This window comes from Mycobacterium sp. UM_CSW, from assembly GCF_000455205.1.
In the GTDB taxonomy this organism is placed as follows: domain Bacteria; phylum Actinomycetota; class Actinomycetes; order Mycobacteriales; family Mycobacteriaceae; genus Mycobacterium.
In genome coordinates, this window is record NZ_AUWQ01000079.1 from 12,008 (window position 1) to 27,380 (window position 15,373).

Genomic DNA, 15,373 nt, shown 5'->3' on the forward strand with positions numbered 1-15,373 from the left:
TTTGTCAGCAAACAAGACCGTTTTCACTAGCGGTTTTCGTTGAAACTGCCACGCGTTTTACCGGGTGGCCAACCAGCCGCGGCGGCGGCCGGATATGGGTGAGCGCGGCCGCGTTCAGCCCAGCGTGTCTAGTTTCAGGCGTGGGGATGCGACTCGGCGAGCGCATCGAGGAACGAGCGCGCCCAGCGGTCCACGTCGTGCGCGAGCACCTGCCGTCGCAGCGCGCGCATGCGGCGCCGTCCCTCCTCGGGGGACTGGTTGAGCGCCGCTTCGATCACGTCCTTGACGCCATCGGTGTCGTGCGGGTTCACCAGGTACGCCTGCCTGAGTTCGGCTGCGGCACCGGTGAATTCGGAGAGGACCAGCGCGCCGCCGAGATCGCTGCGGCAGGCCACGTACTCCTTGGCCACCAGGTTCATCCCGTCGCGCAGCGGGGTCACCAGCATGACGTCGCTTGCCACGAAGAACGCGATGAGCTCGTCACGGGGGACCGGCCGATGCAGGTAGTGCACCACCGGATGACCCACCTCGGCGTATTCGCCGTTGATGTGGCCGACCTCGCGCTCGATGTCGTTGCGCAGGATCTGGTAGCTCTCCACGCGTTCGCGGCTGGGTGTCGCGAGCTGAACCAGCACGGTGTCGTCGCGTTTCGCGCGGCCCTCGGCGAGCAGCTCCGAGAAGGCCTTCAGCCGAACGTCGATGCCCTTGGTGTAGTCGAGCCGGTCGACGCCGAGCAGGATCTTGCGCGGGTTGCCGAGCTCGGCGCGGATCTCTCGCGCCCGGCGGCGCACGTCGCGGTCGCGGGCCGCATGGTCGAGCGCGGCGGAGTCGATCGAGATCGGAAAGGCGCCCACCCGCACGGTGCGCGACGGCAGCTCCACCTCGCCGAATCGCGACCGCACCCCGACGGCTCCGCGGGAGGTGTTGACCCCGATCAGCTGCCGGGACAGGAACAGGAAATTCTGCGCACCCCCGGGCAGGTGGAAGCCGACCAGGTCGGCCCCGAGTAGGCCCTCGACGATCTCGGTGCGCCACGGCAGCTGCATGAACAGCTCCACCGGCGGGAACGGAATGTGCAGGAAGAAACCGATGGTCAGGTCGGGCCGCAGTTCGCGAAGCATCTTGGGAACCAGCTGCAGCTGGTAGTCCTGCACCCACACGGTCGCCCCGCGGGCCGCGGCGCGCGACGTGGCCTCGGCGAAGCGGCGGTTGACGTCGACGTAGCGGTCCCACCATTCGCGGTGGTAGATGGGTTTGACGATGACGTCGTGGTACAGCGGCCACAGCGTGGCGTTCGAGAATCCCTCGTAGTACTCGGCGACGTCGTCGGAGGTCAGCCGCACGGGGTGCAGATGGAGGTCGTCCTGGACGACGGGCTCGTAATCCAGCTCGTCGTCGTCATCGGCGACCCCCGGCCACCCGACCCACGCGCCGCGCCGGCGACGCAGCAGCGGCTCGAGGGCCGTGACCAAGCCGCCGGGGCTGCGTTTCCAGGCGGTGGTGCCGTCGGGAAGGCGCTCGAGGTCGACCGGCAGCCGATTGGCCACCACTACGAAATCGGAATTGCCGAATTGCTGGCCCCCGCTGGGAGTCATTTAGGTGTCGTGTTTTGCCGGTCCGATACCCAGCATGGACAGGAAGACACGGCACTCGTCGGCGTCGTTCGCGTACGCGGCGACCACCCGCCTGGCCTGGCTCGCGGTGCTGTCGGCCAGGGGCTCCACATCGCCGAGTTCGCCAGGATCAGATTTCGTAGGCATAAGACAACTGTAGGCGACGTCGATATTCGCTCGCAGCGAACCGCCCCCACCTGCGATTTAGTCCGCGGCGAGCACCTCCTTGGCGGCCCGCTCGCCCGACTGCACCGCGCCGCTGACGCAGTGGTACGGGTACGTGCAGGTGTCGACGCCGGCCCAGTGCACGCGGCCGACGGGCTCGCGCACCGCGGGGCCGAACCCGGAACCCGTCCAGACCCCCGGGCCCATGCAGCCCGCGAAATCCCCGCGGGTCCATTCATCCATCGACCAGTTGAACTCGAAGTAGGAATCGGGCTCGGGGTTCTGCGGCGAAACCGCGGGGAACGTGATCTCTTCGGACAGCAGGCCGCCGTCCGGGCCGAATCGATGGGACATCTCGCTCAGGATCTGCGCTTTGCGTTCGCCTCGCGTCATGCGGTTGAAGTCGCGGGCTTTATCCGCCGCCAAGAAAACGCTCATCAAGCCGGGCTTGTCGCTGTTTTCGTCCAACCCGGATTCGCGCGCATTGACGCTGTAGTCGCCGGGATAGATCGAGATGGACTCGCCGACCAGTCCGCGTTTGCGCCAGAACGCCTCGTCGTAACAGAGCCAGATTTTCCAGAATGAACCCGTCGGCACCCGGTGCTGCAACTGCGCGCGATCGGGCGGCAGGATCGGATCGAAACGGATGAAGTTCGTCATCGAGATATTCGTCGCGACGACGACGCGGCGCGCCCGGACGCTGACTTTGTCCGCGCCGACGGCGACGCCGTTTGCGTCCTGCGAAATCTGGCGCACCGGCGCATCGACATGCACCGCGGCCGGACCCAGTTCGGCCATGATCCGGTCCGCCATTTGCTGCATTCCGCCCCGCACCCGATACTGCTGCGCTTGGCCCGGCGCCTGACCGCTCATGTTGAACAGCTTGCTTCGGTAGGTCTTGAGCACGAAAAGCCAGTGCAGCAGCGAACACGCACCCAGCTCCACTCCGGTGTAGCCGACGATCGCGGCGCCCAGCAGCGCCCTGGCGTCCTTGGTCAGCACGTTCAATTCGAACCACGACTGGACCGTCATCTGGTCCGCCTCCCGCGTGGTGCTGGGCCCCAGGCTCACCGTGAACGAGAATTTGTTGTCTTCCCACGGCGCGTCGGGGTTAACGGCTTCGGACATCTTCTCCATGCTGAGGATGGCTTTGCCAAGGTCCAATTTGGCCGTTATCGAAATTGGCGGCAGCGCCTTGAGGGGATTGGAATCGTGGGCGTCGTAGGTGTGGACGTTGTTGGAGGAGTCGACGAATACCGTCTTGCCTTGGTCCCATTGCTGATACGCCTCGATCCCGAATTCATCCATGAGCCGCCGGACGTCGGGCTGCGCCTGTTCGTCGCCGACCCATTGGCCACCGATCTCGAACAGCGTGCCGTCGGACAGTTGGGCCGACCAGGTCCGCCCGCCGATGCGCGGTCCGGCCTCGAGCACTGTGACCGAATGCCCGGCTTGATGGAGGCGGTAAGCGGCGGTCAGCCCGGCATATCCCGCACCCACGACGCAGAAATCGGATTCCAATTGGGCCATCGTCGCTCCCGCACAGTTGGGAAGGCGATTACGTTACGCGGGTGGCCGCGCATTCGGGACAGTTCTCGCTAATCAGATAGGATTCCATCGCGGCTTCATCAGCGCGTCGGCTAGCGCCGGATCCACCCCGCGATCAGCGCCTTCGGCGGTGGCCGTAATGTGCAGAGGGTCGGCCCGGCATTTACGGATCGACGCCAACTTGTAACGAGCCCCATGACCCCGATGACCAAAGGTAGGTGGGCGGAATGACACTCTCCGACCAAGCCGGCACACAAGCGACCGACGCCGAACAGCTGGTGGCCTATGAAACCCTCGACGACGGCCGCATCGCCCGGATCTGGCTCAACCGGCCCGAGGCCCACAACGCGCAGAGCCGCGGCCTGCTCGTGCAGCTCGACGAGGCGTTCCTGCGCGCCGAGGCCGACGACACCGTGCGGGTGGTGATCCTGGCGGCGCGCGGCAAGAACTTCTCCGCCGGCCACGACCTGGGCTCGGAGTTGGCGATCGCCGAGCGCAGCCAGCTGCCCAGCTTCCGCATCAACGGCGGCACCCGCGATCCCATCGCGGAGAAGATCTATCTGCAGGAGTGGCACTACTTCTTCCAGAACACGTGCCGCTGGCGCGATTTGCGCAAGATCACCATCGCCCAGGTGCAGGGCAACGCGATTTCGGCCGGGCTGATGCTGATCTGGGCCTGCGACTTGATCGTCGCCGCCGACAACGCGAAGTTCAGCGACGTCGTGGCGGTGCGGTTGGGGATGCCGGGCGTCGAATACTACGCCCACCCTTGGGAATTCGGGCCGCGCAAGGCCAAGGAGCTGCTGTTGACCGGCGATGCGCTGGACGCCGACGAGGCCTACCGGTTGGGCATGGTGTCGAAGGTGTTCCCGGTCGACGAGCTGGCGGAGAAGACGCTGGAGTTCGCCCGGCGCATCGCCGACCGGCCCACGATGGCGGCGCTGCTCGTCAAGGACTCGGTGAACGCTGCCTCCGACGCGATGGGATTCACCGAGGCGCTGCGGCACGCGTTCCACATTCACGAGCTGGGCCACGCGCACTGGGCCGCCCACAACGAGAACAGGTATGCGGTCGGCCTGCCACCCGACGTCGAGGACTGGCGCGACGCGAAGCCCACGCAGATCGCCCGCCGCGATACGCCCTAGCGTGACCCGTGGGGCGGCTGTGACCGCTCGCCTATGCTAGAACTCGTTTCAGTTTCGGCATGAGAGGCGCGGCGTGCAGCTTTCTTTCGTAAACCGGACGTACCTGGTGACCGGTGGTGGCAGCGGGATCGGCAAGGGGGTCGCCGCCGGGCTGGTCGCGGCCGGCGCCTCCGTCATGATCGTCGGGCGTAACGCCGACCGGCTGGCGGCCGCGGTCCAAGAGATCGAAGTGCTCAAGGCGAGCGGCGCGATCCGCTACGAGCCGGCCGACATCACCAACGAGGAGGAGGCCGCCCGCGCGGTGGACGCCGCAACGGCGTGGCATGGCCGGCTACACGGGGCGGTGCATTGCGCGGGCGGGTCGGAGACCATCGGGCCGATCACCCAGATCGACTCGGAGGCGTGGCGGCGCACGGTCGATCTCAACGTGAACGGCACCATGTACGTGCTCAAGCACGCCGCACGCGAATTGGTGCGCGGCGGCGGCGGTTCCTTCGTCGGGATCTCATCGATCGCGGCCAGCAACACCCATCGGTGGTTCGGCGCCTACGGCGTCACCAAGTCGGCCGTCGACCACATGATGCAGCTGGCCGCCGACGAACTCGGCCCGTCCTGGGTGCGGGTCAACAGCGTCCGCCCCGGCCTGATCCGCACGGATCTCGTTGTGCCCATTACGGAATCACCGGAACTGAGCGCGGACTACCGGCAGTGCACGCCACTGCCACGGGTGGGTGAGGTCGAGGACGTCGCCAACCTGGTGATGTTCTTGCTCAGCGATGCCGCCAGCTGGATCACCGGGCAGTGCATCAACGTCGACGGCGGCCACATCCTCCGGCGCGGCCCCGACTTCTCCGCCATGCTGGAACCCGCCTTCGGCGCCGAGGGGCTACGCGGGGTGGTCTGAGCTGCCCGCGTCGCGGGCGGCCAGCGCGGCGAGCGCCGACCAGTCCAGGTGTCCGCCGCCCGTCGCGACCAGGGTGAGGAAGCGGTCTCGCAGCAGGCTGGCCACCGGCAGCGGCACCTCCAGGTCCTCGCCGGCGGCGAGCACCAGCCGGACATCCTTGAGACCGAGCCGGGCCGCGAACCCGGCCGGCTCGAACTCCTGCCGCGCGATCAGCCCGCCGTAGGTCTGATACGCCGGCGCGGCGAACAGCGTCGAGGTGAGGATGTCGACGTACTGCTGGCGGTCGACGCCGGCCTTGGCGACCAGCGCCACGGCCTCGCTGATGCTCTCGATCGCCGACGCGATCAGGAAGTTGCCGCTCAGCTTGACCAGGTTGGCGGTGTGCGGCTGCTCGGACACCACGAACGTCCGCTGCCCGATCGCGTCGAACAGCTCCGACAACGGTTGCAACACCTCCGGGGCGCCCGCCGCGATGACGAAAAGCTTTGCCGCGGAAGCGGCTTCGGGCCTGCCGAACACCGGCGCGGCGGCATACCGCTGATCGGCCTCGGCGTGCGAGGCCGCCAGTCGCTCCGAGAGGGCGACGCTGATCGTGCTCGACGACACGTGCGTGGCGCCCGGTGCCAGCGACGCGACGATCCCGTCGGGACCGAGCGTGACGGCCTCGACGGCCCGGTCGTCGGACAGCATGGTGAACACCACGTCGCCGCGGCTGGCTTCGGCGACGCTGCGCGCCGCGGTCGCGCCCTGCCGGGCGAGGGCTTCCGCCTTCTCGGGGGAGCGGTTGTACACAGTGAGGCGGTGGCCGGCCTTCATCAAGTTCGCGGCCATGCCCTGACCCATGTTGCCCAGCCCGACGAATCCAATGTCCATGCATCTAGCCTGCCTGTGACGGCCGCTCTTTACCATGATGGCCGGGCCAACCGACGGGAGAAGCAATGAAGCGACTCGAGGGCAAGAGGATCCTGGTGACCGGCGCAGCGTCCGGGATCGGCCAGGCCAGCGCGCTGCGGTTGCTCGACGAGGGCGCTGCCGTGGTGGCATCCGACATCGCGGAGGACGGCCTGGCCGCCACCCGGGCCAGCGCGGAGCAGGCCGGAACCGCCGGACGGCTCACCACCATGCCGATGGACGTCGGCGACGAGGGCTCGGTGATCGACGGCGTCCGCCTGGCCGTGCAGACGCTCGACGGCCTGGATTCGCTCGTCAACGCGGCCGGCATCCTGCGCGCCGCGCACACCCACGAGACCAGCCTCGAACTGTGGAACCGGATCGTCGGAATCAACCTCACCGGAACGTTTCTGGTGGTCCGCGAGGCGCTTCCGACGCTGCTGGGCAATCCGCGCAGCGCCATCGTGAATTTCAGCTCCACGTCGGCGTCGTTCGCCCATCCCTACATGGCGGCCTACGCCGCCAGCAAGGGCGGCATCCAGGCCTTCACCCATTCGCTGGCGCTCGAATACGCCAAGGACGGCCTGCGCGCGGCGTGCGTGGCGCCCGGAAGCATCAAGTCCGGAATCACCGACGCGACAGGGGGATACATCCCCAAAGACGCGGACTGGTCGCTGTTTCCGCGGCTCATGCCGATCCTGCCGACGACCGTCGAATCCAGCGGCGCGGGCATGGCCGAGCCGAGCGCGATCGCCGGTGTCATCGCCATGCTGGTGTCCGACGACGGCGCCTGGATCACCGGCACCGAGATCCGCATCGACGGCGGAACCCACGCGTGATTGGCTGCCTGATCGCGACTAGTTGACGCACGGCACGCCGCCGGCGGCCATCGGCTTTCCTTGATCGGGCGTCGGATACGTGGTCGTCGTGCCGTTGTAGTAGTACGTGTTCGACTTGCTGGTCGTCGTCGTGGTGGTGGTGTCGTCCATCGCGGTCTCGTCCTGAGCCGGCATCGAGAAGTCGGTATCCACGGTCACCCTGACGTGCCCGGGCTGGATCGTAGGGTTCGGCTGCTTGGGCGCGTCGAGCCCGAGCAGGGTCGCCACGTTGTGCGCGTCGGTTTCCGCGCCGGCGCCGTACTCGATGGTGGTGGCGGTCGGTTCGCCCGAATTGCGGTCGCGCACTTGGCCCGCGGTGTACCCGCGCTTCTTCAGCGCGCGGGACACCTCGCTGGCCATCCCGCTCATGGCGCCTGCGTTGATTACGTCGACGACGGTGGACGGGCTGGGTTTGGCGGCGGTGGTGGCGGCCGTGGTCGACGGCGGCGGCGCCCCAATCGCCTCGGCCACCTCGGCCTTGATCGCCGCCGGGTCGATGATGTTGACGTCCTGCCCGTCGATGTTGTCGTAGCGCACCACCGGCAGCGTCCGGAATTCGAGGTTGCCGCTGGACGCGAGCGAACCCAGCCGCTGGATCAGGTCCTCGTCCCAACCCCCCGACAGCACAACGTCTTTGCGCGCGACCGCCATCAGGCTCTTGAGCTTGTCGATGTCGGTGAACGTGCCCGACGCCTGCAGTTCCTGCATGACCGACGACAGAAACGCCTGCTGCCGGTGCGTGCGATCCAGGTCTCCATTTTCCAGGCCGTGGCGCTGCCGGACGAACGACAGCGCTTGGGACGCGTCCAGTCGCTGCCGGCCCGCCGGGAAGTCCGCACCCGAATACGAGTCCTCGACAGCGTGATTCAGACACACCTCCACGCCGCCCAGGGTTTGCGCCAAGTCGTAGAAGCCGGCCAAATTGACCTCGGCGAAGTAGTCGATCGGGACGCCGGTCAGGCTGCGCACCGCGCGCAGCGTCGCCGCCCGGCCCGCCTCACGGCCCCGAGTCTCGAGTTCCTTCTGGGTGATGCTGCCCTGGCTGGCGAGCTTGTTGGCGACGTACTGCTTCGTAAGCCCGTATGCCTCTTTGATTTTGATGTGGTTGTATCCGGGCACGCCGTTGAACGGCACCCAGTCGTCGCGCGGGATGGAAAAGGCGACGGCTTTGTTGTCGGCCCCTACATGGATGAGTATGAGGGTGTTGGTGTTATAGCCGCCGTTGTCGGAATCGCCTGCGTGCAAATGCTTTAGGATCGACCAGGGCAGGTCGTTGCCGTCCTGGTCTTTGCGCGAGTCCAGCCCGATGAGCAAGATGTTCATGTTGTCGCCGCTGGACCGTGGGTCCTCCGGCGACAGGGCATCCGAGACGGTGATGCCGCCCAGCGCGCCGTGAGCCACGTAGTATCCCGTGCCCGTCATCAGCACGGCCGCCACCGACACCAGCGTCATCAAGCTGCGCGCCAGCGCCTTGCGAAGGCGCGACGGTTGCCGAACGGCGCGGTGGCGGCGATGTGCGCCACCAGACTGTGCCATCAAAAACCTCGCCCCGTGACCAGCGCACCACCCGCCACCGCAATCGTGGTTTGCGGTGATGTCGCTTGCAGCATGCCGTCAAGTATGCGTTAGCTTGCTGTGATCCCTCCAATTAAATGGGCCGGTGTAAGCAGGCTCACGCGCCGGGAATACCCGGATTTCACGCCGTCAATCGGGTCCCTACCAGCGCTTTTCGCCGCCAACGTCGGGATAGTCCGCCGCGATCGTGCCGAGATCGTGCCCGGCTTGTAATACCCCTGGCATCAAATGTTGGCCGCCGAAGGCCATTCAGCAATACGGGTATTCGATGTGCCATCTGCCGTTCACGTAATCGGCGCGATATTGGCCGCCGAGTTGCGGATTGACGTCCCGGATGACACCGGAGCCGCCGACGTTCGGCGCGAAGCCGGGCGGATCCCAGGTGATCGACTGGGGGTTGGGCGGCAGGCTTGGCGTGCAATTGATTTGCTTCTGGATATAGCCGTCTTTGATCTTCTGCTCGGCCGTGGCCTGGTCACCGGCGTCGGGGGCAGGATCGGCCGGACAGAAAGCGCTTGTGCCGCACACGTTTTGGCGTACGGCGACGTGCGCCACGGCAACGGCCGGCGCGCTCGACATCAGCAGTGCCGATACGAGCATTCCCGTTGCCGCAATGCCGGCATGTCGCCACATCTGGTCCCCTAGCCCGCCTTGACCAAATCTTCGCCCGAGCTGTAAAAGAGGCGAATATTTGAGCCCGCGATGATTTCGGCGAGGAATACCCCGACCGGTTCGACCTCGTAGTAGTAGTGAATATTGCCCTGCGGGTCGACCGCCGTCGCGCAAAACAGGCCCGGTGCACCGCACCTTTGTTTGACCGGTATCGCGAGGATGCCGATCACCAGCGCGACGAGCAGCACGACCGCGACTGGGACCTTGTTCGCTGCGTGCCTGGTCGGCACAGAATGCATCCAAGGAGTGTAAGCATCTTCCCCGCGGCCTGCCCTCCCGCCGGACGGTCGTGTCGTGCCACGATATGCGCCATGACCGTGGTTTTGGTGCATGGCAATCCCGAGACCGCCGCCATCTGGGGCCCGCTCGTCGAGGCCCTCGGGCGCCAGGATGTGGTGCTGCTGTCGCCACCGGGTTTCGGGGCGCCCTTGCCCGACGATTTCCCGGCCACCTATTTGGCGTACCGCGACTGGCTGGAGGCCGAGCTCGAGCGCATCGAGGGACCGATCGACCTCGTCGGGCACGACTGGGGCGGCGGCCACGTGATGAACGCCGTGATGCACCGGCCCGAACTCGTGCGCAGCTGGGTCAGCGACGTCGTCGGGCTCTTCGACCCCGACTATGTATGGCACGACTTCGCGCAGACGTGGCAGACGCCAGGTGAGGGCGAAGAGCTGGTGGACACGCTGCTCGGCGGCACGGTCGAGGACCGCGCGCAGCGGATGGCCGCCTTTGGCATCCCCTTGGATATCGCGACCTTGATCGCCCCGGAGCAGGGGCCGGAAATGGGTCGGGCCATCCTGGCGCTGTACCGCTCGGCGCGCCAGCCCGCGCTGGCCGAAGCCGGTCGGGAGCTGGAGAAGGCGGCGGCCCGCCCCGGGCTTTCGCTGCTGGCCACCGAGGACCCCTTCATCGGGGCGGCCGACAACCGGCGCCGCGCCGCCGACCGGGCGGGCGCGCGCACCGAGGTGCTCGACGGGCTCGGGCACTGGTGGATGGTGCAGGATCCGGCGGCGGGCGCGGCGGCACTGACGCGCTTCTGGGAAACGCTCGGCTAGGCCACTTTCCGGGGCGCGTCGAGTGTGAAAGAAGGGCTTTCGGTGTGAGGTGAGGGCGGGCTTTTCGACGATTCTCAGCCCTCACTACACAGCCAAAGCCCCCAATACACACTCAACGCGGGAGCCGGATCCTTCGGCTCCCGTTCGTTTTGGTACGCCCGCCCCGCGGGTACGCACCGATGATGAACGACCCCGAACCCGGTACCCCGGACGAGACGCCCGAGCGGCTGACGCCGGTGGAACCGCCCGAACGCCTCACGCCGGCAGACCCGCCGGAGCGCCTGACGCCGGCGGACCCGCCCGAGCGCCAGGTGCCGGCCTGACAGGCCCGACCACGGATGGAGATGACGCATGCGCGCCGAAGAAGGCGACGAAACGGTCAAGGACTACGCCGCCGAGGGCGAGCAAACCCTCGGGCGGATCAAGGATTCGCAACGCGCGGGCAGTCGTCTCGGTCGGCTTTTCCTGCGGATAACCAAGTTCGTCGGGGTCAACCGGGCTTCCTCCGGCGGCCGGCGCGCCGGCTGACTCAGCAACTCTTGGGCGACGGAAACGCCCGGAGATCTCGAGAGGGTCTTACTATCTCCTGGTGACTACCGCGCCCGAGACGTTCTCGGCCCAGGGTCCGGGCGGCGTCCGCATCGTCGCCGACCGCCTGGGCGATCCCCAGGCGCGTGCCGTGGTGTTCCTGCACGGCGGTGGCCAGACGCGTCGCTCCTGGGCCAAGGCCGCCGCGGCGGTCGCCCAGCGCGGATTTCAGGCGGTCACCATCGACCTGCGTGGCCACGGCGAGTCCGATTGGTCGAGCGAGGGCGACTACCGCGTGGTCAGCTTCGCCGCCGACGTCCAAGAGGTGTTGCGCACCCTGCCGCCGCAGCCGGTGCTGGTGGGCGCGTCGCTGGGCGGGTTCACCACGATGCTGTTGGAGGGGGAACTCGCGCCGGGCACCGCCAGCGCCGTCGTCCTCGTCGACATCGTGCCCAACATGGAGCAATCCGGCGCGAACCGCATCCACAACTTCATGGCCGAGCGCGTGGAATCCGGATTCGCCTCGCTCGATGAGGTCGCGGACGCGATCGCCGAATACAATCCGCACCGTCCCCGGCCCACCGATCTGGACGGCCTGACCACCAACCTGCGCCGGCGCGGCGATCGTTGGTATTGGCATTGGGACCCGCAATTCATCAGCGGCACGGCCCCGTATCCTCCGTTCGAAGTCACCGACGCCGACCGCATGCACACGGCCGTCGAGGCGATCGTGCGCAACGGCGTACCCATGCTGTTGGTGCGGGGTCAGGTCAGCGACCTGGTCAGCCAGGAGCGCGCCGACGAGTTCCTCGCGCGCTTCCCCCAGGTCGAATTCACCGATGTGCGCGGTGCGGGACACATGGTCGCCGGCGACCGCAACGACATCTTCGCCGAGGCGGTCCTCGATTTCCTCACCCGCCACGTGGGCGGCTGACACCGCAACCGCGACGCAATGGCGGTGGGCTGAACACCTGAAGAACGCGGTAGCGCGCGCGAAACCTGGCGTCCTCGAAGTACCCGGCCAATTCCCCGTCGAGCGCGACCGCGGTCGGCCCGTCGACGGCGGTGAAGCTGAACTCCGGGACGTGCTGCTCGTGATAGAGCCGGCTGCGTTGCAGCCGCCCGAGCAGGACCGCCGTCATGATTCGCAGCCTGCCGAACCGGCGGCCGGCCTCCAGGATCCGCACGTCGATCAGGCCGGTGTCCATCCGGTTGCGTTGCGCCGGCGCGAAGCCGGACGGCACGTACGTCGAGTTGCCCAGAAAGAACAGCGAAGCCTGAATGTCCTTGTTGTCGTAGCTGATTCGCACCGGGGCTTCGTGGCGCAGGCTGTGAAACATCGCGTAGGCGGCCGCGAGGGGCTTGCCGACCTTGCGTTCGTAGCGTTCTCGCGTCCGCACGAATCTCGGGTAGGCGCCGATGCTCGCGGTGTTGATGACCGGGCGGGAGTCGTTGAAGGACACCAGGTCGACGAGGGTTGTGCTGCCCTGCCGGATCGCCCGAATCGTCTTGGCTTCATGATCACAACCGATGTCCTTGGCGAAATGGTTGAACGTGCCGGCCGGGAACACCGCGAGTGGACGGCCGAGATCGGCCGCAATTCCCGCGGCGCACCCCACCGTGCCGTCGCCACCCCCGATTCCAAGCACTTCGGCTCGCTCGGCCGCCCCGCGAAGCAGCTCCACCAAGTCGTCGTCGCGTGTCAATTCGATGATTTCGGCTTTGGGCAGTTCGCTGCGGACCTCGCCGATGACGCGCCGCCCGGTACCGCTACCCGACGCCGGGTTGACGACCAGCACCATACCGGCGCCGTCGGGGCGGGGCGACACATCGATGTACAGCGGATCGGCGGGCGGGAGGTTGTGCTCGACGATCGGGGGGACGAGGTGGCCACCGATCACGGCTATCGACGCGCCGATGCCGAAGCCCGCCAGGACGTCGCTGGGATAGTGCGCGCCGGTCGCGACGCGCGACAAGCCGACGAGCCCGGCAAGTGGCGCCAGGGCCAGCCCGAGCATGGGGCTTTGCAGACCGGCTCCGACCGCGAAGGCGGCCGCGCTGGCGGCGTGCCCGGAGGGCATGGAATGCGACTTCGGATACCTGCGCAGGCGGCGCGCCAGAGGAACCAGCCCGCGATAAGGGCGCTGCCGCCGCCAGATGCGCTTGGCCAGCTGATTGGTGATCAGGCTCGTCACCGCGAGGCTTGCCACGCCGCGCCCGGCGGCGTGCCGAGCCGACCGATCGCCCGACATCCCCATGGCCGCCGCGATGACCATCCACAGCTTGGAGTGGTCTGCGGCGCGACTCAGCGCCGGCATCGCCTTGTCCAGCAGGGGATTTCGCGTGTTTGCGACGGCCGCGAATATCTCACCGTCCAGCGTATCGAGGCCTCGCGTGATCTCGCGGACTCCGCGCGATGTCTGCGGCCGCCCGGTCATAACGCGTCATCGTCTCGGGCTGCACACCCGCTGCGTAGGGTCCAAAGTCATCGATATGGCCGCGGCCGCTAGTCGTCGGCGATCCCGGGTTCGCTCAGCGCCGCGACGGTGTCTTCGCGCTGTCGCAGCGAGCGTGCGGCCACCGCGAACTGGTTGAGCTTGTCGATGACGGTTTGCCCTTCCGGCTTGTGGCCCCAGATGCTGATCCCTTGGTGGGTGGTGGGCTTCCAGGTCGATTCGTCGACGACGATCGGGTTCCACCCGACCTCCCATTCGAATCCCGACGGGGTCATCGCGTAGTAGGACAGCTCCTTGTCGTTGGTGTGCTGTCCGACCGACATGGGAATGGCGAAGCCCAGCTCCTTGACCCGCTGATAGGAGGCGACCATATCGTCGAGCGTGGCGACCTGGACGTTGACGTGCTGGACCCGGGTGCGAATCGGGTTGACCGGCAACTGCTTAGCCGAGGCGATCGCCACGGTGTGGTGGCGTTCGTTGACCCGCAGGAACCGGACCTTCAGCTTGAGGCCGTTGATCGTCTCGTCGATGTAGTCCGACAGGCGCGCGTCGAACACGTGGTTGTAGTAGCCGCGGACCAGCTGCGGCTTCTTGCTCGTCAGGGCGACGTGGCCCATTCCGCCTGCGCCGGTGAGGAATCCGCTGCCCGGTATGTCCAGGGGCAGCGGCGCGGTGCGCGCGGTGGTGTAGATCTCCTGGGCCAGCCCGTTCGGGCCACGGAACCGCAGGAAACGCTCGACGCCGCGCAGCTTCGCCTCTTCGTCGGTACCCTCGATTGCCGGCACGCCGTGGTCGACGACGCGGCGGTTGATCTCCTCGAACGTCGCGTGGTCGTCGAGTTGCCAGCCGAGCGCGACGACGTCCTCGGCGGGGCCGCGCCGCACCAGCGCGCGGCATTCGTTGTCGTCGAGGCGGAATCGGACGGTGTCGGGCGCCATGTCGTCGAGGTGCATGCCGATCGCGTCGCGGCCGAACCGTTTCCAGTCGCCGATCTTGTCGCTTTCGACGACGACGTAACCCAGGTGCACACTGCCGAACACCGAGGGCTTAACTGTGGTTGTCATGTTGATCCTTGAATTCTCGTGCGGTGATTAGTTTTTCAGGAATTCGGCGGTGGCCGCGTTGAACAGGTCGGCCCGTTCCCACTGGACCCAGTGACCGGTGTTGGCGGTCATCAGCACGTCGGCGTTGGGCATCCGCTCGGCCAGCATCGCCGCGCCGCTCGGCTTGTTCACCTTGTCGTCTCGTCCCCAGACGACCAGGGTCGGCGTTGCCAGGCCCTGGAGCCTGCGGTCGCGGGTGAAGTCCATCCGCCACAGCGTGGCCAGATTCGCCGGCCGCTGCAGGGGCGGATTCGCGACGACCTCGGGGTCGATCGAAGCCCGGTACCGGGATTCGATGAGCGATTCCGGCACGCTGTCGCCGTCGTACACCAGGTACGAGCGGATGAAGGTGCGCAGCTTTTCCAGGCTCGGGCCGTCGCCGCCGTAGTAGGAGAGCAGGCTCCGGAGCCCGGGGCTGGGCAGCCCCCGGCTGATTCCCACGCCGCCGGGACCCATCAGCACCAGCTTGTCGACACGATTGGGGGCGTCCAGGGCGAGCCGTAGCGCGCACGCCCCGCCGTAGGAGTTGCCGACCAGGTGCGCCCGGTCGATGCCGAGCGCGTCGAGCATGCCCTTGATGTGAACGGCGAGGTACCCGAACGGGTCTCGCCGGTCGACCCCCTTGGCGGACCGGCCGTAGCCGGGCATGTCCGGGACGATGACCCGGAAGTGCTCGGCGAGCGGCTCGATGTTGCGGGAGTAGTTCGACACGCCCGAGGCGCCCGGCCCCCCGCCGTGCAGCAGGACCACTGGGGTCCCGCTGCCGGCTTCGGCCAGGAAGATCTCCTTTCCGTCGACGAGGACGGTGCGTTCGGTGATTGTTGCGGTTGCCATTTC

Annotated in this window: 17 protein-coding genes; 7 read left to right on the top strand and 10 right to left on the bottom strand. The window is 67.3% G+C overall.

What is annotated here, in order from left to right; translation table 11 throughout:
- Nucleotides 1–134: 134 nt before the first annotated feature.
- The 3 genes from N415_RS23750 to N415_RS23755 are packed head-to-tail and all read right to left on the bottom strand — an operon-like array spanning nucleotide 135 to nucleotide 3,308.
- Nucleotides 135–1,595: a trehalose-6-phosphate synthase gene (locus N415_RS23750; RefSeq protein ID WP_068187309.1), complete on the bottom strand. Its 1,461-nt coding sequence runs from the start codon at nucleotides 1,593–1,595 to the stop codon at nucleotides 135–137.
- Nucleotides 1,596–1,760, bottom strand: coding sequence for a hypothetical protein (locus N415_RS31665; RefSeq protein ID WP_142281923.1), 165 nt, complete (start codon nucleotides 1,758–1,760; stop codon nucleotides 1,596–1,598).
- A 57-nt stretch (nucleotides 1,761–1,817) separates the two neighbouring features.
- Nucleotides 1,818–3,308, bottom strand: coding sequence for an FAD-dependent oxidoreductase (locus tag N415_RS23755; RefSeq protein ID WP_068187310.1), 1,491 nt, complete (start codon nucleotides 3,306–3,308; stop codon nucleotides 1,818–1,820).
- 245 nt (nucleotides 3,309–3,553) lie between these two features.
- Between N415_RS23755 and N415_RS23760 the strand changes: the two genes are divergently transcribed.
- Together N415_RS23760 and N415_RS23765 are read left to right on the top strand one after the other, a co-directional pair.
- A complete protein-coding gene (locus N415_RS23760; RefSeq protein WP_068107772.1) occupies nucleotides 3,554–4,471 on the top strand; it encodes an enoyl-CoA hydratase in 918 nt (305 codons plus the stop codon).
- Between the two features lie 73 nt (nucleotides 4,472–4,544).
- Nucleotides 4,545–5,375 (top strand): SDR family oxidoreductase, encoded by an 831-nt coding sequence (locus N415_RS23765; protein WP_068107774.1) that lies wholly within the window; start codon nucleotides 4,545–4,547, stop codon nucleotides 5,373–5,375.
- Here the strand turns inward: N415_RS23765 and N415_RS23770 are convergent.
- Complete coding sequence (locus N415_RS23770; RefSeq protein WP_068187312.1) at nucleotides 5,358–6,248, bottom strand: NAD(P)-dependent oxidoreductase; 891 nt, start codon at nucleotides 6,246–6,248, stop codon at nucleotides 5,358–5,360. The two genes, N415_RS23765 and N415_RS23770, sit on opposite strands and share 18 nt — an antisense overlap.
- A gap of 65 nt (nucleotides 6,249–6,313) precedes the next feature.
- Between N415_RS23770 and N415_RS23775 the strand changes: the two genes are divergently transcribed.
- Nucleotides 6,314–7,105 (top strand): SDR family NAD(P)-dependent oxidoreductase, encoded by a 792-nt coding sequence (locus N415_RS23775; RefSeq protein ID WP_068187315.1) that lies wholly within the window; start codon nucleotides 6,314–6,316, stop codon nucleotides 7,103–7,105.
- A gap of 18 nt (nucleotides 7,106–7,123) precedes the next feature.
- On the opposite strand, the gene N415_RS23780 is transcribed toward N415_RS23775, so the two are convergent.
- The 3 genes from N415_RS23780 to N415_RS23790 all read right to left on the bottom strand — a co-directional run bounded on the left by N415_RS23780 (nucleotide 7,124) and on the right by N415_RS23790 (nucleotide 9,630).
- Nucleotides 7,124–8,680 (bottom strand): LCP family protein, encoded by a 1,557-nt coding sequence (locus N415_RS23780; RefSeq protein WP_081665465.1) that lies wholly within the window; start codon nucleotides 8,678–8,680, stop codon nucleotides 7,124–7,126.
- 288 nt (nucleotides 8,681–8,968) lie between these two features.
- Nucleotides 8,969–9,352 carry an integrase gene (locus N415_RS23785; RefSeq protein WP_068187319.1) on the bottom strand — a complete coding sequence of 128 codons (384 nt, stop codon included), beginning with the start codon at nucleotides 9,350–9,352 and terminating at the stop codon, nucleotides 8,969–8,971.
- Between the two features lie 8 nt (nucleotides 9,353–9,360).
- On the bottom strand, nucleotides 9,361–9,630 hold the full coding sequence (locus N415_RS23790; protein ID WP_068187321.1) for a hypothetical protein: 270 nt from the start codon (nucleotides 9,628–9,630) through the stop codon (nucleotides 9,361–9,363).
- Nucleotides 9,631–9,702: 72 nt separating this feature from the next.
- On the opposite strand from N415_RS23790, the gene N415_RS23795 reads away from it, so the two are divergent.
- The 4 genes from N415_RS23795 to N415_RS23800 all read left to right on the top strand — a co-directional run bounded on the left by N415_RS23795 (nucleotide 9,703) and on the right by N415_RS23800 (nucleotide 11,911).
- Complete coding sequence (locus N415_RS23795) at nucleotides 9,703–10,449, top strand: alpha/beta fold hydrolase (protein ID WP_068187324.1); 747 nt, start codon at nucleotides 9,703–9,705, stop codon at nucleotides 10,447–10,449.
- 182 nt (nucleotides 10,450–10,631) lie between these two features.
- Nucleotides 10,632–10,772 carry a hypothetical protein gene (locus N415_RS32320; RefSeq protein WP_193376498.1) on the top strand — a complete coding sequence of 47 codons (141 nt, stop codon included), beginning with the start codon at nucleotides 10,632–10,634 and terminating at the stop codon, nucleotides 10,770–10,772.
- A gap of 28 nt (nucleotides 10,773–10,800) precedes the next feature.
- Nucleotides 10,801–10,977, top strand: a complete 177-nt coding sequence (locus N415_RS32325; RefSeq protein WP_156766622.1) for a hypothetical protein — start codon at nucleotides 10,801–10,803, stop codon at nucleotides 10,975–10,977.
- A 61-nt stretch (nucleotides 10,978–11,038) separates the two neighbouring features.
- Nucleotides 11,039–11,911: an alpha/beta hydrolase gene (locus N415_RS23800; RefSeq protein WP_193376499.1), complete on the top strand. Its 873-nt coding sequence runs from the start codon at nucleotides 11,039–11,041 to the stop codon at nucleotides 11,909–11,911.
- Here N415_RS23800 and N415_RS23805 read toward each other — a convergent pair.
- The 3 genes from N415_RS23805 to N415_RS23815 all read right to left on the bottom strand — a co-directional run bounded on the left by N415_RS23805 (nucleotide 11,889) and on the right by N415_RS23815 (nucleotide 15,370).
- Nucleotides 11,889–13,415: a bifunctional phosphatase PAP2/diacylglycerol kinase family protein gene (locus tag N415_RS23805; protein WP_068187326.1), complete on the bottom strand. Its 1,527-nt coding sequence runs from the start codon at nucleotides 13,413–13,415 to the stop codon at nucleotides 11,889–11,891. The genes N415_RS23800 and N415_RS23805 overlap by 23 nt on opposite strands.
- A 68-nt stretch (nucleotides 13,416–13,483) precedes the next feature.
- Nucleotides 13,484–14,497 (bottom strand): VOC family protein, encoded by a 1,014-nt coding sequence (locus tag N415_RS23810; protein WP_068187328.1) that lies wholly within the window; start codon nucleotides 14,495–14,497, stop codon nucleotides 13,484–13,486.
- Between the two features lie 27 nt (nucleotides 14,498–14,524).
- Nucleotides 14,525–15,370, bottom strand: a complete 846-nt coding sequence (locus tag N415_RS23815) for an alpha/beta fold hydrolase (RefSeq protein WP_068187331.1) — start codon at nucleotides 15,368–15,370, stop codon at nucleotides 14,525–14,527.
- Nucleotides 15,371–15,373 lie beyond the last annotated feature (3 nt).

Excerpts from the sequence above, each read along its gene's own strand:
- N415_RS23780 (WP_081665465.1), bottom strand. The coding sequence starts at position 8,680 with ATGGCACAGTCTGGTGGCGCACATCGCCGCCACCGCGCCGTTCGGCAA.
- N415_RS23805 (WP_068187326.1), bottom strand. The coding sequence starts at position 13,415 with ATGACCGGGCGGCCGCAGACATCGCGCGGAGTCCGCGAGATCACGCGA.
- N415_RS23815 (WP_068187331.1), bottom strand. The coding sequence starts at position 15,370 with ATGGCAACCGCAACAATCACCGAACGCACCGTCCTCGTCGACGGAAAG.
- N415_RS23755 (WP_068187310.1), bottom strand. The coding sequence starts at position 3,308 with ATGGCCCAATTGGAATCCGATTTCTGCGTCGTGGGTGCGGGATATGCC.
- N415_RS32320 (WP_193376498.1), top strand. The coding sequence starts at position 10,632 with ATGAACGACCCCGAACCCGGTACCCCGGACGAGACGCCCGAGCGGCTG.
- N415_RS23810 (WP_068187328.1), bottom strand. The coding sequence starts at position 14,497 with ATGACAACCACAGTTAAGCCCTCGGTGTTCGGCAGTGTGCACCTGGGT.
- N415_RS23775 (WP_068187315.1), top strand. The coding sequence starts at position 6,314 with ATGAAGCGACTCGAGGGCAAGAGGATCCTGGTGACCGGCGCAGCGTCC.
- N415_RS23785 (WP_068187319.1), bottom strand. The coding sequence starts at position 9,352 with ATGTGGCGACATGCCGGCATTGCGGCAACGGGAATGCTCGTATCGGCA.
- N415_RS32325 (WP_156766622.1), top strand. The coding sequence starts at position 10,801 with ATGCGCGCCGAAGAAGGCGACGAAACGGTCAAGGACTACGCCGCCGAG.
- N415_RS23790 (WP_068187321.1), bottom strand. The coding sequence starts at position 9,630 with ATGCATTCTGTGCCGACCAGGCACGCAGCGAACAAGGTCCCAGTCGCG.
- N415_RS23760 (WP_068107772.1), top strand. The coding sequence starts at position 3,554 with ATGACACTCTCCGACCAAGCCGGCACACAAGCGACCGACGCCGAACAG.
- N415_RS23795 (WP_068187324.1), top strand. The coding sequence starts at position 9,703 with ATGACCGTGGTTTTGGTGCATGGCAATCCCGAGACCGCCGCCATCTGG.
- N415_RS23750 (WP_068187309.1), bottom strand. The coding sequence starts at position 1,595 with ATGACTCCCAGCGGGGGCCAGCAATTCGGCAATTCCGATTTCGTAGTG.
- N415_RS31665 (WP_142281923.1), bottom strand. The coding sequence starts at position 1,760 with ATGCCTACGAAATCTGATCCTGGCGAACTCGGCGATGTGGAGCCCCTG.
- N415_RS23770 (WP_068187312.1), bottom strand. The coding sequence starts at position 6,248 with ATGGACATTGGATTCGTCGGGCTGGGCAACATGGGTCAGGGCATGGCC.